Below are 23,544 nucleotides of genomic sequence, written 5' to 3'. Positions count from 1 at the left end.
CCAGGCCGAATAGCCGATCGGGGCGAGCCGGCACGCCACGCCCGGGCTGTGGCGGAACGGCTTCGCTAAACGTCGAGAACAACCGTCATTCCACGGACCTCGGCCATCTCGAGCAGCAGGTCCTGCAGGCTGTCCTCGGTCACCGTCTCGCCGGTTCGCTCCAGCAATTCGTCAATGCTTTCCTTCATTGAAAGGGCGGCAACCCCGGTTTTTTCGGAGAGCAGCCGCCCAATGGCAGCGCGGATTAGGGCATTCTGGTCAGGCATGATCCCCCTTTCATGCTGGGGCGGCGGCATGAGTTTTCTTCAATCCATGCTTCTGCCGCAACTTCTGCGAGCTTCAGCTTAAGCTTGCAAGTCGCCTTGAGGGACGGATATTCACTATTTGGCGAATAGTTGCCCAAGGACTACACCAGAGGCGCAACTCCTCGTTGCCGGATCCGGACCTCGCCATTCCAGAGGGCACCTGACGCGCCGTCTCTATTAGAGGTTGCATCGGTCAGCCGCTTTTTGCCAACCAGGATATGCAACCGCGGCACCGCGCCTGACCCGCGCCAGGACCACCGTCAATCGCGATTGGCCCTTGCCGAAGCCGGCGGCCTCGCTCATCCATGCCTGGAAACGATCGCCAGGGGCCAGAAGATGACCGATGCCAGCCTTCACATCGTCGAAGCGACGATCGAACAGTTGCGGCGCGCGCTCGACGACGGCACGGTGAGCAGCGTCGAACTTGTCGGTGCTTATCTCAGGCGCATCGCGCATTTCGACCGGCACGGCATCAGCCTCAATGCGGTCCCGGTTCTCAATCCTGATATGTTCGAGGACGCCGCGGCTTCGGACCGGCGCCGCAGCCAGGGCAAGACGCTCGGCCCGCTCGATGGCATCCCCTACACCGCCAAGGACAGTTACAAAGTGTCCGGCTTGACTGTTGCCGCCGGCTCGCCGGCCTTCGAGCATCTCATCGCCAACGAGGACGCCTTCACCGTCGCCCGGCTGCGCGCCGGCGGCGCGGTGCTGATCGGCCTCACCAACATGCCGCCCATGGCCAATGGCGGCATGCAGCGCGGAGTCTATGGCCGCGCCGAAAGCCCCTACAATGCCGATTACCTGACCGCCGCCTTCGCGTCCGGCTCCTCGAACGGCTCTGGCACCGCGACGGCGGCGAGCTTCTGCGCCTTCGGGCTTGGCGAGGAAACCTGGTCGTCCGGCCGCGCGCCGGCCACCAACAACGCGCTGGTCGCCTACACGCCGTCGCGCGGTGTCATTTCGGTGCGCGGCAACTGGCCCCTGGTGCCGACCATGGATGTCGTCGTGCCGCACACGCGCAGCGTGCCCGACATGCTCGAATTGCTGGATGTGATCGTCGCCGACGATCCCGAGACGCGGGGCGATTTCTGGCGCGCGCAGCCCTGGATCGCGCTGCCGAAGAGTTCCGAAATCCGACCGCCGCGCTATACCGATCTGGCGCTAGCGGGGTCGCTGAAAGGCATGCGGCTTGGCGTACCCAGAATGTATATCGGCCGCGACAGCGGCGCCGACCGGCGGATCGAAACCCGCGCCTCCGTGCTTGATCTCTGGGAGCAAGCGGCGGCGGACCTGAGACGGCTTGGAGCCGAGGTGATGGAGGTCGATTTTCCTGTCGTCTCCAACTACGAGCGCGATCGCCCCGGCGCGCGCACCATGGTCGACCGCGCTCTGGTGCCGCCGGACTTCGCCGATCGCGAGATCTGGGACCTCTGCATCTCAGCCTGGGATGATTTTTTGCGCGCGAACGATGATCTGAACATTCCCGATCTCGTTTCGGTCGACGGCCCGAAAATCTTTCCGCAGCCACCGGGCACGCTGCCCGACCGTTATGAAGGCGGTTTCGACTTGGCACAGTATGTCGAGCGCGCGAAATCAGGCGTCACGCCGTTCCGGGCCATTCCGACGATGGAGGACGGGCTGAAAGGGCTGGAAGCGACGCGGCGGCTCGATTTCGAGGACTGGCTGGACGCGAACAGGCTTGATGCCGTCGTGCTGCCTGCCGTCGCCGATGTCGGGCCCGCCGATGCCGACATCACTGAGGCCTCCGCGGCGCTTGCCTGGCGCAACGGCACCTGGGTCGCGAACGGCAACCTGGTGTGGCGGCATTTCGGCATCCCGACCGTTACCGTGCCGATGGGCACCATGGCCGACATCGGCATGCCGGTCGGCCTGACCTTCGCCGGCAAGGCCTATTACGATGAAAGGCTGTTGCGCATGGCCGGCGACTTCGAACGCTCCACGCAGCGCCGCACCCAGCCGCCGCGCACGCCGGAACTGGCAGACGATGTGTTTTCGCGCCGGGCCAATCAAGCCGGCAATGGCAAGGCGCCTACGCTCGCGATCAAGCTTGCGGCCGAGACGCGCGACAGCGGCGATCAGGACGAGGTCGTCATCACGCTCGACCTCCCCGTCGATGCAACCGGGACGGAGCACGCTTGCATCAAGGTGCATGTCAACGGAGAGGCCGTAGCGATGCGCCGAGCCGGCGCGTGTCTGACCGGCCGGGCGTTTGTCCCGGCCGCGGAGCATCAACGGATCCACAGCGTCTGGCGCGGCCCCTACGGCTCGATCGTCACGGCGGTGATGCGGCTGCGGGATGGACGCAGCGCGGGCGCCTATGTGGTCACCGGCGGGATTGAATGACGATGAGCCCACGCGGGCCAATTTCGCGCCGGGCTATGTGAACCTGCGAAATTATGAGGAGCCAGCCATGATCAAGGTCAAACAACTCGCCCATGTCTGCATCTTCGCCAATGATCTGGACGAGACACGGCGCTTCTACGAGGATGTCCTGGGCATTGATATCCAGTTCAATTTCCTGCGCGACGGAAAGATTTTCGGTTTCTACCTTAATTGCGGCGGCCGCAGCCATATCGAGGTTTTTCACAAAGAGGGTGCGCGGTTCAGCGAGACGAACCAGATCAACCATTTCTGCCTGGAGGTGGAGGATATCGACGCCGCGATCACGCATATCGCGTCCAGGGGCGTGGAGGTCACCGCGAAAAAACTCGCCTGCGACGACACCTATCAGGCTTGGCTGCGCGACCCCGACGGCGTGAAGATCGAACTGTTCGAATACACCGGCAAGAGCGCGCAATTCACAGGCGGCGATCGCGTCGCCGATTGGTAGGCTGTCGCGGTTTCAGTGGGCAGCTACCCCCGCGCGGCCCAGAGCAAACCACGCTCGACGATGACAGCCATTTCCGGCATCGCGAACTCATCCGCCGTGTGTCCGAGCGAACTGTAGAAGACCTTGCCTGCGCCATATCTTCGCTTCCAGACAACCGGCATGTCGACGCCGCCGATGCCCGGGAAATGCTCGTCGGTGAAGGTGGTCGTCGCCAGCACCTCGTTGCTCGGGTCGACATGCATGTAGTACTGCTCCGACCGGTAGGCGAAGTCGCTGATGCCTCTCGTGATCGGATCGTCCGGTTTGATGATGACCACGCGATAGTCGATGATGTCGCCGGGATGCGCGACCCATTGGCCGCCGGTCATGAACTGATAGTCCGGCTCGTTGCGGAAACTGTCGCCCATCGTGCCGTGGAAACCGCCGAGTCCCGTTCCCTGTCGAACCGCGCGCGTCAGATTCTGCAGCTCGGACTTTTCGATCTTCGACATGGTGATGACGGGCACGATGAGATCGAATGAGTTCAGCTCCGGATCGGCAAACATCCCCGTGCCCTCACCGAGCGTGACCGTGTATCCATTGCGCTCCAGCATGTCGCGCACCACAGCGGCGCTGCGCTGGGGCGTATGGCCTTCCCATCCACCCCAGGCAATCAAGGCCTTTTTCGCCATGCAGTGAACCTCCTGAACTGTCCGCAGCAGCGATGGTTACACGGCTAGGCTGTCAGCGCCAACCCAGCGCCGGCGCGACATGGGTCAGGATCGCCTCGATGACATGGGCGTTGTAGTCGACGCCGAGTTGGTTGGGCACGGTGAGCAGCAGCGTGTCGGCCTCGACGATCGCCTCGTCCTCGGCCAACTCCTTGATCAGCACGTCCGGCTCGGCGGCATAGCTGCGCCCGAAGATCGCCCGCGTGTTTTCCTCGATGAAGCCGATCTGGTCGCGGCCCTCATTGCCGCGCCCGAAATAGGCGCGGTCCCGGTCGTCGACCAGCGCGAAAATGCTGCGGCTGACCGAGACGCGCGGTTCGCGTTCATGGCCGGCCGCCTTCCAGGCCTCGCGATAGATCCGGATCTGCTCGGCCTGCTGGATATGGAAGGGCTTGCCGCTTTCGTCGAATTTGAGGGTCGAGCTCTGCAAATTCATGCCCAGCTTCGCCGCCCACTCAGAAGTGGCGTTGGTGGCGGCACCCCACCAGATGCGCTCGCGCAGGCCTTCAGAATGCGGCTCCAGGCGCAGCAAGCCGGGCGGGTTGGGAAACATCGGCCGCGGATTGGGCTGGGCGAAGCCCTCGCCGCGCAGCGTGTCGAGGAAGACCTCGGCGTGATGCCGCGCCATGTCGGCGTCGCTTTTGCCTTCCTGCGGCGCGTAGCCGAAATAGCGCCAGCCATCGATCACCTGTTCGGGCGAGCCCCGGCTGATGCCGAGCTGCAGGCGCCCGCCTGCGATGATGTCGGCGGCACCCGCGTCCTCCGCCATGTAGAGCGGATTCTCGTAGCGCATGTCGATGACCGCCGTGCCGATCTCGATGCGGCTGGTCTTGGCGCCGACCGCCGCCAGCAGCGGAAATGGCGAGGCGAGCTGTCGGGCAAAATGGTGGACGCGGAAATACGCGCCGTCAGCGCCGAGTTGCTCGGCCGCGACGGCGAGATCAATGGATTGCAACAGCGCGTCCGACGCCGAGCGCACCTGCGATTGCGACGAGGGCGTCCAGTGCCCGAATGACAGGAAACCGATTTTTTTCATGGCCCTGACGTATATACCGGCGACACGTGCTTCAATGCCAAAAGAGCAGGGTTACACACCGTCGCCCCTGCGTGACACCAAGTGCGCCTTACCGAAAGTTTGAATGCCGTGGAGGGTGGGATGCTCAGGGGAATCCGCATCGTCGAGATCGAGGCGTTGGGGCCGGCGCCCTTTGCCGGCATGCTGCTCGCCGATCTCGGCGCCGACGTGATCGTCGTCCACCGCAAGCATGCATCCGTGCCGGGCCTTCCCGAGCGCTCGCTGCTCGATCGCGGCAAGCGCTCTATCGCGCTCGACCTCAGGGATGCCGGGGACGTTGCCGTGCTGATGCGCCTGATCGCCACCGCCGACGGCCTGATCGAGGGCTTCCGGCCGGGCGTGATGGAGCGTCTCGGGCTTGGTCCAGATGTGTGTCTGGCCGCCAACCCTCGCCTGGCCTATGGCCGCATGACCGGCTGGGGGCAGGAAGGCCCGCTCGCCCGCACCGCCGGCCACGACATGAACTATACCGGCGTGTCGGGCGCACTCTGGTATGCCTCCCTGCCGGGCGAGCCGCCAATGGCGCCGCCGACGCTGGTCGGCGACATAGGCGGCGGCGCGCTCTATCTGGTGATCGGCATGCTGGCCGCCATCATGAACGCCCGCGCCGGTGGCGAAGGCACGGTCGTCGACGCGGCGATCGTCGACGGCTCGGCCCACATGATGAATCTTTTGATGTCCCTCGCACAATCCGGCGGGCTTGCCGCCGAGCGTGGCCGGAGTCTTCTGGACGGACCGCATTGGTGCCGCGTGTACCGCACGGCAGATGGCGGCTTCATCAGCGTCCAGTGCGTCGAGCCGAAATTCTATGCGCTGTTCCTCGACAGGCTTGGCCTGGGCGGCGATCCGCAGTTCGCCGCTCAGTTCGACCGCGGCCTCTGGCCCGAGCTCGGCAGCCGGCTGGAAGCGATCTTTGCCGAAAAATCCCGAGACGAGTGGATGAAATTGTTCGAGGGAACGGATGCCTGCGTCGGGCCTGTGCTCAGCCCGCATGAGGCGGCGCTGCATCCGCACATGGCCGGACGCGGCTCCTGGTTGGTCGAGAATGGCACCCTCCAAGCTGCCTCCGCCCCCCGTTTTTCCAAACGGACGGCAAAGGCACCGGCGAAAAGCCCGGCACGCGACGAACATGGTGCGGAGATTCGTGCCGAACTTGCGGATCCAACCGCAAGTCGTTGAATAGGCAGCTTTCGGCTACCCGCCTTTGGCTGAGGAAATCGCCGACTGGCCTGCGCCCGACTCGGACCGAAGACGATATCGTGGCGGCACTCGCTCGGCAGCCGCGGGCGGGATACTTGAAAGACATCTCGTATACGCGTATACGAGATGTCTTTCATTAGGAGGCTGCGCTCCATGTCCTTCAACTCGACTCGCGTCCAGACACCAATGGACGCCGTGGTCATCGGCGGCGGCATCGCCGGCTGCACGCTCGCCTATGAACTGGCCCGCCACGGTCTCAAGACGACGATCCTCGAGCAGAGCATGATCGCCGCCGAGTCCTCAGGACGAAACACCGGCACCTTGCTCAGCGGCCCGCAGAAAGAGGTCGTCGAACTGCTGGACGCCAGCGTCGCGATCTATGCCGAGCTTGCCGACGGACCCGTTCCCTTCGAATTCGCCGCCATCGCACATCTGCTGATTTCCGAAGACGAGGCGAGTTTCGAGGCGGCTGCCGCCGTGGCCGACCGCTACAGGCAAGCCGGCGTGGCGATGGAAAAGATCACGGGCAAGGAACTGGCGCGCGACCACCCGCGTGTCGGCTTCAACGTGGCAGGCGCCTATTCCGTCGGCCGTGCATGGACGCTGGAACCCATGGGCGCGACACATGCCTTCGCCCAACGCCGCCCGTGAGGCCGGCGCGACGATCCGTACTGGCCTGCGCGTCGCCCAGATCTTCTCCAGGGGCGGCAAGGTCCAGGGTATCTTGACCGACCAGGGCATCGTTCCCGCCGATCTCGTCTTCATCGCCAACGGATTGTGGATGTCGGACCTTCTGCGCCGCACCGTCGGCGACGGACCGCTGCCCGGCCTGCCCTTCACCGCCGGCCGCGGCTGGTTGATCCAGTTGGGAAAACTCGACTTCGAGCTGCCCTGGATCGTCGAGGAATTGACCTGGCCGGATCAGGAAGAGCTCGGCCGGCGCATGAGGCTCGACGGCCTTGCCGATGTCGCCGCGCAGCGCGACGACCAGCCGGCGGTGGAAGCCATCTGCCTCAACCCGATGGGCGGCGGCGATGCCAGGCTTGGCGCCTCCGTCCAGCCGGCCTTCCGCGATCTCGTCCGCAACACCGACATGGCGAGCCGCATCGCCAGCCGCACGCTGCGCATGCTGCCGGGCCTCGGCGCGCCGCAGGTCAGGAACGTCTATCCCGGCAACCGCCCGATGCTGTCCGATGGCTTGCCGGTCGCTGGCAGGACGGCCGTCGAGGGCCTGTTCGTGCATGGCGGCATGGGTTCCATCGGCATGCATGCCGCCCCCGCCACCGCGCGCTGGCTGGTTGACGCCGTGTTTTCCGGCAATGGCAGCCCAGCCCAGACATGGCTGCGGCCGGACCGCTTTCCCGGATGGGAAGCGTCATGAGCCTGCTTGCGGAGCGGTCGGCCCGCTATTTTCCGCAATGGTGATCGTTGATCTTGTTCAGCGCATTCGCATCCGGCCCCACCCGGTGGTAGGAACAGGCGCCGGCGGCCGTCGTGACAAGCTGCCGGTCATAGTAGCGCGGGCCGCCGAACAGTATGTCGATAATATCGCCGTCAGCGGGAACATAGCGTTCGGGTTCGCCCTGGTGGTGGCGGTGCCTGGCCCCGGCGGACGCCGAAGAGGCGATGCCGCAGCCCATCACAAGGGCGAGAGCGCAGATCGCGAAGCGTTTCGTCGTCATCGACAATACCTTCCTGGCCAACCGGATTTCATCTTATATCCAAAAATCGCCGGATAAAGAAAAGTTCCTGAGAACGGGCGCCGGTTGATTTGCAGCCGGCGTGCATGAGCGGCAGCCTGGGAACCGGCGGCGCAGGCCGGCTCGCCTGACAACCGACAAAGGCCTTAGTCGGTCTGGATCCATACCGACTTGGTCTCCAGATACTCGTGCAGATGTTCGATGCCGCCCTCGCGGCCGTAGCCCGACATTTTCATGCCGCCGAACGGCACGGCGGGGTCGATGGCGTGGTACATGTTGACCCAGACGGAACCCGCCTTGACCCGGCGAGCGAGCTTGTGCGCCGTGCCGAGATGGGTGGTGAAGATGCCGGCGGCCAGCCCATAGGGCGTCGTATTGGCGCGGGCGACGGCTTCGTCAAGCGTATCGAAGGGCATTGCCGAGATAACCGGCCCGAAGATCTCTTCGCGCGCTATGGTCATCGTGTCGGACACCGCGCCGAAGACGGTTGGGGCGATGAAATTGCCGCCGTCATAGAGACCGCCGGTCAGGCGCGATCCGCCGGCGACCAGTTCCGCGCCCTCCTCGCTGCCCGCCTTGATGTAACCCTCAACCTTGCCGGCCTGCCTCGCATTGATGAGCGGCCCCATTTCGGTTTCGGCTTCGATGCCGTGGCCGATGCGCAGCCTACCGGCGAAGTCAGCGAGCCGGCGCACGAACTCGTCATGGATTTCGCGCGCCACGAACAGCCGCGAACCGGCGATGCAGACCTGGCCCGAATGCACGAAGACAGCCATCGCCGCGATCGGAACGGCCTTGTCGATATCGGCGTCGCGGCACACGATGAGCGGCGACTTGCCGCCGAGTTCCAGTGAAACGCGCCTTAGATTGGCAACACCCGCCCGGGCGATCGCCTGGCCGGTGAGCGTCGAGCCGGTGAAGACGATCTTGTTGACGTCGGGATGTTCGGCCAGCCGCGCGCCGGCTTCGGCCCCGGTTCCGGTGACGATGTTGACGACCCCGTCGGGAACGCCCGCTTCCTGCATCAGCCGCGCGATCAAGAGCGGCGTCAGCGACGCATCTTCCGAGGGCTTCAGCACGATGGTGCAGCCGGTGGCGAGGGCCGGCGCGATCTTCCAGATCGAGGCGGCGGTCGGCGCGTTCCAGGGAATGATGGCGCCGACCACGCCCACCGGTTCGCGCCTTGTGAAGGTGACGATCTCGCCCGGGATCGAATTGTCGATTGATTCGCCATGCAGCACGGTCGCCATCCCGGCATAGAAGCGCAGCATGCCGATGACGCGGCGCCGGTTGGCGAGCGTGCGCGTGATCGGCAGGCCCATGTCGAGCGTGTCGGAGACGCAGAGCTCCTCCCAGTTCTTCTCGAAGAGATCGGCAATCCTGAGCAGCACGCACTGCCGCTCGTAAGGAGAAAATCCCGACCACGGGCCTTCGAAAGCGGTGCGCGCAGCCGCCACCGCCGCGTCGATGTCGGCGACGCCTCCGCGAGGTACCGTCGCCAGCACCTGCCCTGTCGCCGGGTTCAGCGCCTGCATCTCCTGTCCGGACTGCGCCGCGACCCACTTGCCGCCGATGAACATCGGCCGGAATTCGCCATGGTAGAGCGTCGCGGCCTTCGCCCTCGGGTCGAAGTTCAGCGTCATCTTCTCCTCCTCGCCATTCCGTCGCGACTATTACTCCGGTGCAGGCTCACCTCAAGCAAGGAAGCCGACAAGTCGTCGAAATGACCGAACTGCGTCCCCTGGCTATCGGCCGCTCAACCGCTGGAGGCGAAGCGGTAGCCCTCCAGCGCCTGCTGAACCGCGGCCACCAACACCGCCTCCGGATCGAGCGGCTGCCCGGCAAAGCGGTCGAGCGCGGGCAGATGCTGATGGAACAGCGTCACCGGCACGGCCTTGCCGGACAAAGCGGCCGTCAATCGCTGGACAGCTTCCATCGCCTCCTGATGGTTCCAGTAGTAACGTATGCGGTCCGACAGCGAATAGTGCCGCTGCACGCGCTGTTGCGCCGCAGAGCCGTGGTAGTGGCTGTGCCAGTCCTTGGCATCGGCCGTCATCAGCGTTTCCATGGTCTGATAAAGCGGGCGCGCGCCGTAGTCGGGCAACAGATCGGAGGCGATCAGGTCCAGCCCGTAGAGCGCTTCGCGCAGGACGAAGGTCAGCTGCGGCCCCACCTTGAGGATGGCAAAGCCGTCCTCGACCAGTTCGCGCAGGGCCGCTTGCGTCTGATAGTCGGTGGAATGGGCCTCGTAGACCAGGCCCGCTTCCTGTTCGAGCAATTCGCGCAGATGCAGCGCCTTGGCGCGATCGTAGAAGACCACGTTCTCGTTGCCGAACTCCACGCCCGGCTGCACCACCACGGCGATGACCCGCGAGAAGGCGTCTGCGAGGCCGTTCTCGTGGAATATCTGCCGATGCACCGCCAGTGTGTGCTGGACCGCGGACAGGCTTGTGGGGCTGATTTCGCCGATGAGATGATCCGCTCCGCCCGGCGGCGGAACCTCGGTGCCGATCACGTAGAGTGGCCGGTCGGTCCCGCTGGCGGCGTCCTCGGCCTTGCGCGCCAGGCGGGCGGCGCGCCTGGCAATCGTAGCGTCATCCAGCGCCGCCGGCTCGCCCGCACATCCCATGGAGGCATCGAGATGGATCTTGCGGAAACCGGCCCGGACATAGGCGGACACCATGTCCTCGGCCTTCGCCATCGCCGCGCCGGCATCTTCCTTTCGCCATGGATTGGGACCGAGATGATCCCCGCCGAAGATGACCCGCTCGGGGGCAAGGCCTTCGGAGCCTGCAATAGCGGTCACCGCCGCGACGAAGTCAGCGGGCTGCATGCCGGTATAGCCGCCGAACTGGTTGACCTGGTTGCAGGTCGCCTCGATCAGCAGCGGCCGCGAGAACAGCGCGGCGTCGCGCACTGCGGCCCGGATCACGACCGGATGGGACGAGCAGACGGAGGTGATGCCTTCCGCCGCGCCCCGCCGCCGGGAATTTGCAAGTTTCAGCAATGGATCGGTCACGGGCGTCGCCTCGGCGTGTTGGCAATGAACAGATCGAGTTCGGCGCGCGTACCGGCTCCTTCCATCGGGCCTTGCCGCGTGACGTTGCGCGCGCCTGCCGCATTCGCGTAATCGAGCGCGGTCACGGCAGGCATGCCGAGCCTGCGGCAGGCGATGTAGGCACCGCCAAAACAGTCGCCCGCGCCGGTCGGATCGATCTCCTCGACCAGGAAGCCGGGCGACTCGACGCGGCTGCCGTCGGCGCCGAACAGGGACGCGCCCAACGCGCCGCGCTTGACGACGACCTCGCCGGCGCCGCGGGCAAACAGCGAGGCGAGCGCGTCGGCTTCATTGTCGTTGCCCGAAGCGGTGTGGAGTTCCTCACCCGACGGCAGGATCAGATCCGCAATGTCGAGAAGCCGCGCGAAGCGCTCGCGCGTCTGGCCATGGCCGAGCAGTTCCTTGCGAAGATTGGGATCGAGCGAGATGCTTCCGCCACGCGCCTTGACCACATCGATGGCATGGTCGAGCACCTGCCAAATGGCGGGAATGCTGAGTGCGGTGCCCATGACGTGCAGGTGGCCTGAACGCGCCAGCAGCGCCCTGGCCTCAGGGGTCAAGCCGACCAGCGCCGCGGCCGATTTGCCGATATTGTAGACGAAGTCGCGCGAACCGTCCTCGCGGTAGCGCACGAAGGCGCTGCCCGTCGGATAGTCGGGGCTGACGGCGATGGCCGTGACATCCGCACCGTCCCGGCGCAGGCGCTCGACATTGATCCTGCCGAAATCATCGTCGCCGACGCAGGCGATGATGCCGGCCCGCCCGCCAAGCCTGGCGCATTGGTCGATGAAGATCGCCGGCGCCCCGCTCGGATAAGGTCCGGTCAGCTCGATGGGCTCGAGAAAGCCATTGCCACGGCTTGTGGCCATGATCTCCACCAGGATCTCGCCGACGGTGACGGTCGGCCCGAGTCCATCGGGCGCCAGTGTCTTCAATGGGGATTTGCTTGGCATGGCGAAGGCCCGGTGTGAAAGGCAAGGGAAATGCGGATTCCAAAAAACGGATAGAGCGGTTCCGCGATTCTATCAAACGTTGGACGGCCCTGGCTCCGGCCTTCCAAACGCCCCGGGCGTCGGCGTCGTCACGATGACGGCGTCGCCGGCCTGAAGCACCGTCTGGTCGCAGGCTTTCAGCACCTCGACCGTGCCGTCCTTGCGGCGCACCTTGGTCGAGCCGGCCTCGCCATCGCCACCGCCGTCCAGCCCTTGCGGCGGCCGGTTGCGATGCGAGGACAGGATGGCGCATTCCATCTTCTCCAGGAAGCGGATGGTGCGCTTCGTGCCGTCGCCGGCATTCCACCTGCCCTTGCCGCCGGAGCCCTCGCGGATGTGGAAATCCTCCAGCATCACCGGAAAGCGCAGCTCCAGTATTTCGGGGTCGGTAAGGCGCGAATTGGTCATATGGGTGTGAACGCCCGACGTGCCGGCAAAGCCGCGGCCGGAATTCATCTCGCCGGCGGGCGAACCGGAACAGATCGTTTCGTAATACTGGTACTTGCTGTTGCCGAAGGTCAAATTGTTCATGGTGCCTTGCGCATTGGCCATGGCGCCCATGGCGCCGAACAGGGCGTTGGTGACGTGCTGCGAGGTCTCGACATTGCCCGCGACGACGGCGGCGGGATAAGCGGGTTTCAGCATCGAGCCGTCCGGGATGATGATGTTGATGGGCCTCAGGCAACCGGCATTCATCGGGATCATGTCCTCGACCATGACGCGGAAGGCATAGAGCACCGCGGCCCGGGCGACAGGCTCTGGCGCGTTGAAATTGTTCTTCATCATCGGCGACGTGCCGGTGAAGTCGACCGTCGCCTCACGCTTTTGCCGGTCGACCGATATCTTCACCTTGATCACCTGGCCGGTGTCGGTGGGATATTCATAGGCCGATGTATCTGGCAACCGCTCGATCACGCGCCGCACGCTTTCGGCCGCATTGTCCTGCACATGGCCCATATAGGCCTCGACGACATCGAGCCCGAAATGCGCCACCATCTTGCGCAGCTCCGCCACGCCCTTTTCGTTGGCAGCGAGTTGCGCCTTGAGATCGGCGATATTCTGGTGCGGATTGCGGGCCGGATAGCGGTGATCGGTGAGCAGCGTCTGCAGCTCATTCTCGCGGAACTTTCCGCGATCGACGATACGGAAATTGTCGAACAGCACGCCTTCCTCGTCGACCGTGGTGGCAAGTGGGGTCATCGAGCCCGGCGCGGTACCGCCGATGTCTGCGTGGTGGCCGCGCGAGGCCACCCAGAAGAGGATCTTGGGCGATTGGCCAATCTCCCCTCTTGTGGGGGAAATCGGCCGCTCTTCCTCGAAAACCGGCGTTACCACCGTGATATCGGGCAGATGCGTGCCGCCATTATAGGGGGCATTGAGGGCAAAGACGTCGCCGGGATGAATGTCGCCGGAATTCAGCCGGATGATGGTCTCGACCGAGCGGTCCATCGAGCCCAGATGCACCGGCATATGCGGCGCGTTGGCGACCAGCGCGCCGTTCCGGTCGAAAACGGCGCAGGAGAAATCCAGCCTTTCCTTGATGTTGACGGAATAGGCGGTGTTCTGCAGCGTCACGCCCATCTGCTCGGCGATCGACATGAACAAATTGTTGAACACTTCCAGCATCACCGGATCGGCCTCGGTGCCAAGTGCCGCCTGCCGGCGTTTCTTGCTGGTGCGCCGCATCAGCACGTGGTTCCTGGCCGTGATCTCGGCCTGCCAGCCCGGCTCCACGACGACCGTCTGGTTGGGCTCGATGATCAGTGCGGGGCCGGCGACCCGATCGGACGACCGCAACGCCTCGCGCCGACAGACGTCGGCTTCGTGCCATTTTCCTTCCGTATAGATCCGCCGGACCTCCTCGGCCCTGGCTTTTGATGGCTGCCCCGCCGGCGCATAGGCTTCGGCATTCAGCTCGCCGCCCGCCTCCATCCCCTCGACGCTCACAGCTTCGACGATCATCGGCTTGTCCTCATAGACGAAACCGAATTGCGCCTTGTGGGCAGCCTCGAAATCGGCCCTCGCCCGCAACATCGAGCCATGGTCGAAATGCACCGGAAGTGCGGTGTCGGTGCCGTCATAGCGGATCTGCAACGCCGGTCTGGCGGTCACCGCGTCCTCGGCGATGCCTTGTGCGGCGAGTTCCGCGACAACGGCGGTTTGCAAGGCCGCGATCAGGCCTTCGATTGCCGGCCTCGATTCTTCCGCGAGCGGTGCAAGCAAGGCCTGCTGGCGTGAGGCAAAGACCGAAGACAGGCCGATGCCGTAGGCCGACAGCAAGCCGGAAAACGGATGGATCAGCACCGCCTCCATGCCGAGTGCGTCGGCGACCAGGCAGGCGTGCTGGCCGCCTGCGCCGCCAAAACAGTTCAGGAGATATTCGGTGACATCGTAGCCGCGCTGCACCGAGATCTTTTTGATGGCGTTCGCCATGTTTTCGACCGCGATGGTGACGAAACCTTCGGCGACCGCTTCGGCCGAGCGGCCGTCGCCGATTTCGGCGGCGAGCGCGGTGAATTTCTGGCGAACGGTGTCCACATCGAGCGGCTCGTTCTGGCCGGGGCCGAAGATGGCAGGGAAAAAATCCGGCTGCAGCTTGCCGAGCATGACGTTGGCGTCGGTGACGGCGAGCGGGCCGCCGCGCCTGTAGGCGGCGGGGCCTGGATTGGCGCCGGCGGAGTCCGGGCCGGTGCGAAAGCGGCCTGCTTCGTAGTGCAGGACCGAGCCGCCGCCGGCCGCCACGGTGTGGATGCGCATCATCGGCGCGCGCACGCGCACGCCTGCGACCTCGGTATCGAAGGCGCGCTCATATTCGCCGTCATAATGGGCGACATCGGTGGAGGTGCCGCCCATGTCGAAACCGATCACCTTTTCGAAGCCGGCGAGCCTGGCCGTCTCGACCATGCCGACGACCCCGCCGGCCGGGCCAGACAGCAGCGCATCCTTGCCCTGGAACAGGTCCGCGGCGGTCAGCCCGCCAGAAGACATCATGAACATCAGGCGGGGATTTTCCCTTCCCCTCGAGGGGAGGGTGGCGGCGAAGCCGCCGGGTCGGGTCGGATCGACGGGGTTCGACGTCTTGGTGGTGCCTTCTGCGGCGATCCCCTCTGCCGGCTTCGCTGTCATCTCCCCCTCGAGGGGGGAGAGAACGCCGAGTTCCTGGCCTACCCTTTGCACATATCTCGACAGGATCGGAGACAGATAGGCGTCGACCACGGTGGTGTCCCCGCGGCCGACCAGCTTGATCAGCGGCGACACCTCGTGGCTGACCGAAACCTGGCCGAAACCGAGCTTGCGGCAGACCTTTGCGACGGCCTTTTCGTGATCGGGATATTTCCAGGCGTGCATGAAGACAATGGCGACCGCGTCGATGCCGTCCGCCTTTGCCTGTTCGATTGCCGGGCGACAGGCAGCGATGTCGAGCAGCCGTTCGACGCAGCCGTCGGCAAGCACGCGCTCGTTGACCTCGATGACGCGCTCGTAGAGCTGTTCGGGGAGGATGATCTCCTTGGCGAAGATGTCGGGCCGCGCCTGATAGGCGATCCTCAACGAATCGCGAAATCCCTTGGTGATGAGCAAAAGCACGCGGTCGCCTTTGCGCTCCAGCAGCGCATTGGTGGCGACCGTGGTGCCCATCTTTACGTCGCCTATCAGCCCGGCGGGGATAGGCTCGCCGGGGCGCAGGCCGAGAAGGTCGCGAATGCCCTGGATGGCTGCGTCGGCATAGGCCTCGGGATTTTCGGACAGAAGCTTGCGCGGATGCAGGCCGCCCTCGGGATCACGGCCGATGACATCGGTGAACGTGCCGCCGCGGTCGATCCAGAAATCCCATTTTTGTTGCATTCCGACACCCTCTTTATCGCGAGTATGGCAGCAAAGTCATACTCTTTGATACCCGAGTTCGCGCCGGAACAAGTCGTCGCGCCGGCGCCTCTTCGATGACGGTGGCTTTGGATGTCTGAGGCCCTGGCAAGGCACGCGCCTCCGCAGCGCGCCGGCCGGAGCCGTGAGCGCGGCCGGCTGGCTCGCCGGCCGCTATCTGGATCCAGGATGGAAAAATGCGGGATAGGCCCGAACTTGCCTGAAGGCGGGGGGCCCTTCCGTCAATCGACCAATGCGGCAACCACCGAGACGCAGTCGCCGGCCTTGACCAGGCCGGGGAAGTGCCGCGCCGCCAACATGCCCGACATTTTTGCCCGGATCTCTTGAGGGGCGATGCCGGTTCGGCCGGTGGAATGGATGCGTGCCAGCACCGCGCCCTTCTCGACGGGCTCGCCGAGATCGACCATCGTCTCGACCATGCCGTCTTCCTCCGCGAAGGCAAAGCAATCGCCGGACGGCATGTCGAGCCATTGGGTTGGCGTCTTTTCGACCTCACCGGCAACGATGCCGGCATGCCTCAGCACGTTGAGCATGCCGCGCCGGGCGATCCGCACCGTCTCGGCTCTCGACGTGCCTCCACCGCCGAGCTCGGTCGTGACGAACACCTTGCCCATGTCCTCGGCGGCGGTATCGTACATGCCGACGGCATCGATTTCGATCATGCGCATCGAGAACGGCGCCGCGAAGGCTTCGACCGCCGCGAAGGCCCTTTGTTCCAGGGCCTTGTCCGGCAGCGCATGGGCGGCGCAGAACGGCACGAAGTCCAGCGTCTTGCCGCCGGAATGGAAGTCGAACACGATATCCGCGCGGGGAAGCAGCTCCCGCTGGAAATAATCGGCGATCTTTTCCGTCACCGTACCGTCTGGCCGGCCTGGAAAGCTGCGGTTCATGTTGCCCTTGTCGATCGGCGAGGTGCGCGTGCCGGCGCGGAAGGCCGGATAGTTCATCGCCGGCACGATGATGACCGTGCCGCTGACTTGGGCGGGATCGAGCGTGCGCGCCAGATCATAGAGCGCCAGCGGCCCTTCATATTCGTCGCCATGATTGCCGCCGGTCAGAAGGGCCGTCGGCCCCTTGCCGTTGCGCAGGACGCAGATCGGGATCATCACCGAGCCCCACGCCGAATCGTCGCGGCTGTAGGGCAGGCGCAGGAAACCGTGCTGTGCGCCGTCGCGATCGAAATTGACTGAGGGCGAGACCGGCGACGGACGAAGGTCGGACATCGGTTTCAATTCTTCACCACCAGCTTGCGCGGCACATTGGCCAGGCACTCGACGCCCGTCTCGGTGATCAGGATGGATTCGGTGATTTCCAGCCCCATCGTCTCCAGCCACAGGCCGGTCATGAAATGGAAGGTCATGCCGGGCTTCAGCTCGGTGCGGTCCCCGGGGCGCAGGCTCATCGTGCGTTCGCCCCAGTCCGGCGGATAGGAAAGGCCGATCGGGTAACCGGTACGGTTGTCCTTGACGATGCCATATTTCTTCAACACCGCGAAGAAGGCGTTCGCGATGTCTTCGCACGTGTTGCCGGGCTTGGCTGCCGCGAGCCCCGCGTCCATGCCTTCGAGCGTCGCCTTCTCCGCATCGAGGAATTCCTGTGTCGGCTTGCCGAGGAACACTGTTCGCGACAGCGGGCAATGATACCTGTTGTAGCACCCGGCGATTTCGAAGAACGTGCCCTCGCCCGACTTCATCGGCTTGTCATCCCAGGTCAGGTGCGGCGCCGAGGCGTCGGCGCCCGACGGCAGCAGCGGCACGATCGCTGGATAGTCGCCGCCGATGCCATCGACGCCACGCGTGCCGGCATCATAGATCTCGGCGACGAGATCGCATTTGCGCATACCGACCTCTATCTTGTCGACGATACGCTGGTGCATCGCCTCGACGATGCGGGCGGCCTTGCGCATATAGTCGATCTCGGTCGGGCTCTTCACAGCGCGCTGCCAGTTGACCAGCGCGGTGGCGTCGACGAAACGGGCATTGGGCAGGTGCTTCTGCAAAGAGGCGAAGGCGGCGGCCGAGAACCAGTAATTGTCCATCTCGACGCCGACGGTCAGCTTGCCCCAGCCGCGATCGGCAAGCACGCTCGACAGGAAATCCATCGGATGGCGCTCGGTCGACTGCACATAGTGATCGGCATAGCCGACGATGTTGTCATGCGCGAGATAGGCGGTGCGCTTGGCGCCGTTGGCGTCCTGACCGCGGCCATACCAGACCGGCTCGCCCGACGGCGGCACGATGACGGCCTGATGCACGTAGAAGGACCAGCCGTCATAGCCGGTGAGCCAGGCCATGTTGGAGGGGTCGCTGACAATAAGCAGATCGACGCCTTTCGCCGCCATGGCTTTCCGCGTTTTGGCGAGGCGATCCGCATACTCGCTTCGCGAGAATTTCAAATTCGGTTGCATTTTGTTGGTCCTCGTTTGTTGGGCCCTGGAACCCGCTTCAACTTCCGTTGAATCTGGCTCCAGGTAATTTTTTGTTTGAGCATGATCTCCTCGGAAAACCGGTTCCCACTTTTCCGGATCATGCTCTTGCGGCCAGCATCAACTTTCAAAAATGGTTCCGGCTTTCGCGACCCGGGCCCGGTCACGGGCTAGCGTGGCGATCGCGGTGTCCTGCACGCCGGTGCCGGTCAGGTCGGCGATGGTGATGTCGTCCGCCGCACGCCGGCCATGCCGTTCGCCGGCGATGATCTGACCGAGTTCGGCCACCTCCGTTTCCGCCGCCATCACGCCGGCGGAGATGGCATGGTGCAATTCACCGAGCCGGCGCGTCTGCCTTGCGCTGTCGGCGACATAGAGATCGGCCATGCGCAGGATTGCCGGTGCGATCTCGTTCTTGTGCTCGGCGTCCGAGCCCATGGCGGTGATGTGCTGGCCGGCCGAGACGAAGCCGGCCTTGATCAATGGTTCTGTCGAGGGCGTGGTGGTGACGATGATGTCGGCGCCGGCGACCGCCTTGGCCGCATCCGGTTCTGCGCGCACCACGATGCCCAGTTTTTCGCTCAAGGCGCCGGCCGCGGCTTGCGCCTTGGCCGCGTCGCGCGCCCAGATGCGGGCTTCTTCGATCGGCCGCACCAGGCGCAGCGCCTCAAGCTGCAATCCGGCCTGCACGCCGGCGCCGAAGATGGCGGCAATGGATGAGTCCGGCCGCGACAGGTGTTTTGCGGCGACCGCCCCGGCGGCTGCGGTGCGGACGTCGGTGAGATAGCCATTGTCGAGCAGCAACGCCTCGACCAGACCGGTTTTTGCCGACAGCAGCACCATCATGCCGTTGACGCTGGGCAGGCCGAGCTTGGGATTGTCGAAGAAGCCGGGGCTGATCTTGATGGCGAAGCCATCGATGCCAGGCACATAGGCGGTCTTCACGTCGACCTCGCCGCGATGCTCGGGGATGTCGAGCCGCAGGATCGGCGGCATCGCCACCGGCAGGGTAGCGAGCGCCCGGAAGGCGTTTTCGACGCAAGCGACGGCGTCGAGATCGAGAGCTACGATCTCGCGTAGTTCTTTCTCGGTAAGGATGGTCATCCGGTTCATCAGGCGCGCTCCGCAACTACTTCGCCGCAAACGATCTTTCTGTGCAGGCTCATATCGATATTACGACCGGAAAGCAGAACGACCACCGGTCCGTTTGGCTTCACCTTGCCGGCAAGCAGCGCAGCGATACCGACCGCGCCGGCGCCCTCGACGATCTCGCGCTCCTGTTCATAGGCATGGCGGATGCCGGCGGCGATCTCGTCTTCGGAAAGCAGCACGACGTCGTCGAGCAGGTCTCGGCACATGGAAAAGGTCAGCCGGTTGTCGAGGCCAATGCCGCCGCCGAGCGAATCCGCCAGCGTCGGCAGCTCCTCCACCTGCACCGGGCGCCCCGCATCGAGGCTGGCTTTCATCGCCGCGCCGCGCGCCATCGAGATGCCGACGACCTTTGTGCTCGGCCTGACGCCCTTGACCGCTGCGGCAATCCCGGAGGCCAACCCGCCGCCGGAGAGCTGCACCAGCACCAGAGCGGCGTCAGGAACCTGCTCCATGATCTCCAGCCCGAGCGTGCCCTGCCCGGCGATGATGTCGGGATGGTCGAAGGGTGGCAGCATCACGAGACCCTCTTGCGCCACCAGCCGCTCGACCTCCTGCTGCGCGTCGTCCTGGCTGTCGCCGACAATGCGGATTTCCGCGCCGAGGCAGCGGATGGCATCGAGCTTGTTCCGAGGCACCAGCCGCGACATGCAGACAACCGCGCGCATGCCTTCGAGCCTGGCGGCATGGGCGAGTGCGCGGCCGTGATTGCCGGTCGAAGCCGCGACAACACCGCGTGCCCGCTGCTCGGCATTGAGCGAAGCAATGGCGTTCGAGGCGCCACGCAGCTTAAAGCTGCCCGTGATCTGGCGGTGCTCCAGCTTGAGGTGAACGGGAAGGCCGAGCCGCTCCGACAGGCTCTCGGATGGCACGACCGGTGTCGGCTCGACCTTGCTGGTGATGCGTTGGCGCGCGGCGCGGATGTCTGAAAGGGCGACGGCGTGCGTCATGGGTCGCTCGTGCATGCAGGACATGACCTTACTGTCCAAGCGGCAAGGTCGTCAGCCGCCCGAACTCCGGACGCGGCACATCATCGCCACACAGTCGCAGGCAATTCCACGCGCTCGCCTGGTTGCTGGTGACGACCGGGCGGCCGATAGCCTGTTCCATCGCGGCAACCGCCAGCGCCGAGCGCAGCGCCGTGCAGGACACGAACAACGCCTCGGCCTGCGGGTCAGTCGCCTCGCGCGCCAGATCGACGAGGGCTGCCGGCGCAATGCGCGCCATCTCGCGGTCATCCTCGAAGCCGAGACAGGTGAAGCTGGCGATCTCGAAGCCGCGTTCGGCGAAATAGGCCGCCATCGGCCGGCTCGTCTCGACGGTGTAGGGGGTGAGAATACTGATCCTCTTCGCGCCCAGAGCCCTCAGTCCGCGCACGCCCGCCATCGGCGGCGTGACCACGGGCACGCCAGGCTTGGCCGCCTGGATCGCCGCCTCGATCTCGGCATCGCCGATCACCACGGAGGCCGACGTGCAGGAGTAGCAGATGGCATCGAGCGGTTCGTCCGGCAGGATCAGCGCCGCGCCAGCCGTCAGTTCGGGCTGCATCTTGCGCAGATTCTGAGGTGTGGTCGGATTCTCATAGGGGATGCGGGCGACATAGATGCCGATCCTCTCACTCGCCACCATGCGACGGAAGTCCGGCTCGCTGGTGTGGTCGGTGGCCAGGATGATCAGGCCGACGCGCTTTTCCAACGGGCGCACCTCGAGTGCGGGCCTTGTCGGCATCAGCCTGATTTCGGGAAGCGGCTTCATGGGAACTACCTTTCGATCTTGCCGTAGCGATGTTCCAGCCAGCGCAGCAGCATAACCGAGAAAAGGCTGATGATCAGGAAGAAGGCGCCGACCAGCGTCATCGGCTCGACATAGCGGTAATAGGTGTTGGCGACGCTCTTGGCCTGGTTCATCAGCTCCAGCACGGTGATCGCCGACAGCAGCGGCGTCTCCTTGAACATGGCGATGAAATAATTGGCCAGCGCCGGGATCATCGGCGGGATTGCCTGCGGTATGACGATGTGGGTCCAGGTCTGGCGAGCGCTGAGATTGCAGGCTTTGGCCGCCTCCCACTGGCCGCGCGGCACGTTCTCGATGCCGGCGCGATAGACCTCCGCCGTATAGGTGCCGTAGTGCAGCCCAAGACCGATGACGCCGGCCACCAGCGGCGGCAGCAGGATGCCGAAATCGGGCAGCACGTAGAAAATGAAGTAGAGCTGCACCAGCAGCGGCGTGCCGCGGATGAATTCGGCCGCCCAGCCGACCGTGCGCGACATCATCTTGTTCGGCGAGCGGCGGGCCAGTGCGATGCCCAGCCCGACGATTGCCGCCAGCACCGAGCCGAGCACCGTCGCCAGGATGGTGATCTTCACCCCCTCGATCAGCGTCGGCAGGATCTGCCGGACGAAATCCCAGTCCCAATCCATTACAGGGCCCAATCCATCAGACGCGCACTCCGTCGAGGCCGCGCGCCATGCGCCGCTCCAGCGACCGCACGCCCCAGGAGATGACGAGCGCGAGCGCGAAATAGATCACCAGGATGGTGGTGAACGGCATCAGCGTGCTGCCGGTCTGCGAGCGCACCACCTGCGCCTGGAAGGTGAGATCGGCGAGCGAAATCAGGGAGACGACGGATGTCGCCTTGAGCAGTTCGATGGCGTTGTTGCCGAAGGTCGGCAGCATCACAAGAAGCGCCTGCGGCAGGATGACATGGCGCATGCCTTGCCAGCGGCCGAGATTGAGAGCCGTGCAGGCCTCGTATTGCTCGGCGCCGACCGACTGGATGGCACCGCGTACCACTTCCGCCGCATAGGCGCCGACATTGAGGCCCAGCGCCAGCACGCCGGCTTGCAGCGGAGTGAGCTCGACGCCCGCCAGGGGCAACACGAAATAGGCCCAGAACAGCTGTACGAAAATCGATGTGCCGCGGAAGAATTCGATATAGGCGGTGGCGAGCGCCCGCAACGCGAAGAAGCGCGACAGCCGCCCCATGCCGGCCAGGAAGGCCATCACGAGGGCCAGCACCGACCCCATCAGCGTCAGCTCGATGGTGACAAGCGCTCCCTGCAATATCAGGCCGAGATAGCCGGACCACTGGGTCATGTATCAGAGGCTTCCAACGTTTGGTTTTAGCAACTTCTCCCCTCTCACGGGGAGAAGATGCAGGTTCACCCTCCTTAGCTGCAGCGCAGCTGCCGCGAAGGACGGGCAGGCGATGAGAGGCGGCTCCAAGCTCGCAGAAACGCGCGCTGCCCCTCATCCGGCCCTTCGGGCCACCTTCTCCCCGTCCACGGAGAGAAGGGAAAGGGCTTATTTCGCCGCGCAGAGCTTGTCGCGCGTCGTCGACATCGCCGCCGCCGCCGAGAAGCCGTAGGGCTCGATGATCTTGGCGAACTCGCCCGACTTCTTCATCTTGGCGAGCTCGACGTCGAAGGCGTCGCGCAGCGCCTCGTCACCCTTCTTGAACGCGGCGCCGTCGCAATAGACGGGCGCGCCCTGCACGGGTGCTATGACTTCGAGGCTCGGGTCATTGGCCTTCTTCATCAGATCGTTGATCGACAGGACGGGGAGCGAATAGGCGTCGATGCGGCCGTCCTGCACCATCTTCAGCCCGCTCTGGCCGTCGGGCACGACGATGACGCGGTCACGCGGCACGCCGGCGTTGAGCGCGAGCTTCTCCTCGGTGCCGCCGCCGGGCGCGCCGATGGTGGCGGAGGTGTCCTTGGCGACATCCTCGTAGCTCTTGAAGCCCTTCGGATTGCCTTTCTTCACCAGCATCGCCTCGGCGTCGCACAGCACCGGCTCGGAATAGGCAACCGCCGCACAACGCTCCGGCTTCATGAACAGGCCGGCGGTGACGACATCGAAACGGCCGGCCTGCAGGCCGGGGATCATGGCACCATATTCCGAGATCGACGCGGCAACATCGGCGACGCCCAGCCGCTTGAAGATTTCCCGTGCCACGTCGGGCGCGGCGCCCGAAACCTTGCCGTCGGCGGCGACCGCCGTGTAGGGCGGCTCGTTGGCGATGGCGAGGCGGGCGAAGCCTTGCGCCTTCAGCTGCTCGAGCTTGCTGTCGTCGGCCGATCCGACGTTCGAGGCCGCGAGCACCGCGGTCAGCGCAAGACCGGCGACGCCGGCCAGAATGCCAAGTTTTTTCATTGTTCCCAACTCCATGTTTGTGTTCTTGGTTGCAGTCATTTC

21 protein-coding genes are annotated in these 23,544 nt (G+C 64.8%); 5 read left to right on the top strand and 16 right to left on the bottom strand.

The window, feature by feature from the left end; translation table 11 throughout:
• Nucleotides 1–65: 65 nt before the first annotated feature.
• Entirely contained in the window at nt 66–296 is a 231-nt protein-coding gene (locus tag FJ942_RS19240) for a hypothetical protein (protein WP_246679872.1), read from the bottom strand.
• Nucleotides 297–641: 345 nt separating this feature from the next.
• Here FJ942_RS19240 and FJ942_RS19235 point away from each other — a divergent pair, with 345 nt between their 5' ends.
• Nucleotides 642–2,669, top strand: a complete 2,028-nt coding sequence (locus FJ942_RS19235; RefSeq protein ID WP_140898618.1) for an amidase — start codon at nt 642–644, stop codon at nt 2,667–2,669.
• Between the two features lie 67 nt (nt 2,670–2,736).
• On the top strand, nt 2,737–3,156 hold the full coding sequence (locus tag FJ942_RS19230) for a VOC family protein (RefSeq protein ID WP_140499242.1): 420 nt from the start codon (nt 2,737–2,739) through the stop codon (nt 3,154–3,156).
• A gap of 23 nt (nt 3,157–3,179) precedes the next feature.
• Here the strand turns inward: FJ942_RS19230 and FJ942_RS19225 are convergent, their stop codons facing one another.
• Together FJ942_RS19225 and FJ942_RS19220 are read right to left on the bottom strand one after the other, a co-directional pair.
• Nucleotides 3,180–3,827 (bottom strand): ThuA domain-containing protein, encoded by a 648-nt coding sequence (locus FJ942_RS19225; RefSeq protein WP_140898615.1) that lies wholly within the window; start codon nt 3,825–3,827, stop codon nt 3,180–3,182.
• A gap of 52 nt (nt 3,828–3,879) precedes the next feature.
• The gene (locus FJ942_RS19220) at nt 3,880–4,902 is read right to left on the bottom strand and encodes an LLM class flavin-dependent oxidoreductase (RefSeq protein ID WP_140898613.1); all 1,023 of its coding nucleotides are present in this window, start codon (nt 4,900–4,902) and stop codon (nt 3,880–3,882) included.
• A gap of 120 nt (nt 4,903–5,022) precedes the next feature.
• Between FJ942_RS19220 and FJ942_RS19215 the strand changes: the two genes are divergently transcribed.
• The 3 genes from FJ942_RS19215 (at nt 5,023) to FJ942_RS29040 (ending at nt 7,522) form a co-directional block, all read left to right on the top strand.
• Nucleotides 5,023–6,120: a CaiB/BaiF CoA-transferase family protein gene (locus FJ942_RS19215; protein WP_140898611.1), complete on the top strand. Its 1,098-nt coding sequence runs from the start codon at nt 5,023–5,025 to the stop codon at nt 6,118–6,120.
• A 174-nt stretch (nt 6,121–6,294) separates the two neighbouring features.
• Nucleotides 6,295–6,792, top strand: a complete 498-nt coding sequence (locus tag FJ942_RS29045) for an FAD-dependent oxidoreductase (RefSeq protein WP_281406748.1) — start codon at nt 6,295–6,297, stop codon at nt 6,790–6,792.
• Nucleotides 6,767–7,522, top strand: a complete 756-nt coding sequence (locus FJ942_RS29040; protein ID WP_281406747.1) for an FAD-dependent oxidoreductase — start codon at nt 6,767–6,769, stop codon at nt 7,520–7,522. Before FJ942_RS29045 ends, FJ942_RS29040 begins: the two co-directional genes overlap by 26 nt.
• 25 nt (nt 7,523–7,547) lie before the next feature.
• Here the strand turns inward: FJ942_RS29040 and FJ942_RS19205 are convergent, their stop codons facing one another.
• From FJ942_RS19205 to ehuB, 13 genes are all read right to left on the bottom strand, one after another.
• Complete coding sequence (locus FJ942_RS19205) at nt 7,548–7,823, bottom strand: hypothetical protein (protein WP_140559884.1); 276 nt, start codon at nt 7,821–7,823, stop codon at nt 7,548–7,550.
• A 164-nt stretch (nt 7,824–7,987) separates the two neighbouring features.
• The gene (locus FJ942_RS19200) at nt 7,988–9,484 is read right to left on the bottom strand and encodes an aldehyde dehydrogenase family protein (RefSeq protein WP_140898609.1); all 1,497 of its coding nucleotides are present in this window, start codon (nt 9,482–9,484) and stop codon (nt 7,988–7,990) included.
• A gap of 113 nt (nt 9,485–9,597) precedes the next feature.
• Nucleotides 9,598–10,860, bottom strand: a complete 1,263-nt coding sequence (locus FJ942_RS19195; RefSeq protein WP_140898606.1) for a D-tagatose-bisphosphate aldolase, class II, non-catalytic subunit — start codon at nt 10,858–10,860, stop codon at nt 9,598–9,600.
• The gene (locus tag FJ942_RS19190) at nt 10,857–11,852 is read right to left on the bottom strand and encodes a sugar kinase (RefSeq protein WP_140499255.1); all 996 of its coding nucleotides are present in this window, start codon (nt 11,850–11,852) and stop codon (nt 10,857–10,859) included. Before FJ942_RS19190 ends, FJ942_RS19195 begins: the two co-directional genes overlap by 4 nt.
• 72 nt (nt 11,853–11,924) lie before the next feature.
• Entirely contained in the window at nt 11,925–15,734 is a 3,810-nt protein-coding gene (locus tag FJ942_RS19185) for a hydantoinase B/oxoprolinase family protein (RefSeq protein WP_140898604.1), read from the bottom strand.
• Between the two features lie 260 nt (nt 15,735–15,994).
• Nucleotides 15,995–16,996: a N(2)-acetyl-L-2,4-diaminobutanoate deacetylase DoeB gene (gene doeB / locus FJ942_RS19180; RefSeq protein ID WP_140898601.1), complete on the bottom strand. Its 1,002-nt coding sequence runs from the start codon at nt 16,994–16,996 to the stop codon at nt 15,995–15,997.
• 5 nt (nt 16,997–17,001) lie between these two features.
• Entirely contained in the window at nt 17,002–18,180 is a 1,179-nt protein-coding gene (gene doeA, locus FJ942_RS19175) for an ectoine hydrolase DoeA (RefSeq protein WP_140499261.1), read from the bottom strand.
• Between the two features lie 138 nt (nt 18,181–18,318).
• Complete coding sequence (eutC, locus tag FJ942_RS19170) at nt 18,319–19,311, bottom strand: ectoine utilization protein EutC (protein WP_140898599.1); 993 nt, start codon at nt 19,309–19,311, stop codon at nt 18,319–18,321.
• A complete protein-coding gene (gene eutB / locus FJ942_RS19165) occupies nt 19,311–20,297 on the bottom strand; it encodes a hydroxyectoine utilization dehydratase EutB (RefSeq protein WP_140521359.1) in 987 nt (328 codons plus the stop codon). The genes eutC and eutB overlap by 1 nt, the downstream gene beginning before the upstream one ends.
• A 28-nt stretch (nt 20,298–20,325) precedes the next feature.
• A complete protein-coding gene (eutA, locus tag FJ942_RS19160) occupies nt 20,326–21,102 on the bottom strand; it encodes an ectoine utilization protein EutA (RefSeq protein WP_140825182.1) in 777 nt (258 codons plus the stop codon).
• A 5-nt stretch (nt 21,103–21,107) separates the two neighbouring features.
• The gene (gene ehuD, locus FJ942_RS19155; RefSeq protein WP_140521357.1) at nt 21,108–21,767 is read right to left on the bottom strand and encodes an ectoine/hydroxyectoine ABC transporter permease subunit EhuD; all 660 of its coding nucleotides are present in this window, start codon (nt 21,765–21,767) and stop codon (nt 21,108–21,110) included.
• 16 nt (nt 21,768–21,783) lie between these two features.
• The gene (gene ehuC / locus FJ942_RS19150; protein ID WP_140499272.1) at nt 21,784–22,443 is read right to left on the bottom strand and encodes an ectoine/hydroxyectoine ABC transporter permease subunit EhuC; all 660 of its coding nucleotides are present in this window, start codon (nt 22,441–22,443) and stop codon (nt 21,784–21,786) included.
• A gap of 207 nt (nt 22,444–22,650) precedes the next feature.
• Entirely contained in the window at nt 22,651–23,502 is an 852-nt protein-coding gene (gene ehuB, locus FJ942_RS19145) for an ectoine/hydroxyectoine ABC transporter substrate-binding protein EhuB (protein WP_140521356.1), read from the bottom strand.
• Nucleotides 23,503–23,544 lie beyond the last annotated feature (42 nt).

Source organism: Mesorhizobium sp. B2-4-2 (assembly GCF_006442845.1).
GTDB lineage: Bacteria > Pseudomonadota > Alphaproteobacteria > Rhizobiales > Rhizobiaceae > Mesorhizobium.
This window is presented reverse-complemented; position numbering and strand designations above follow the sequence as displayed.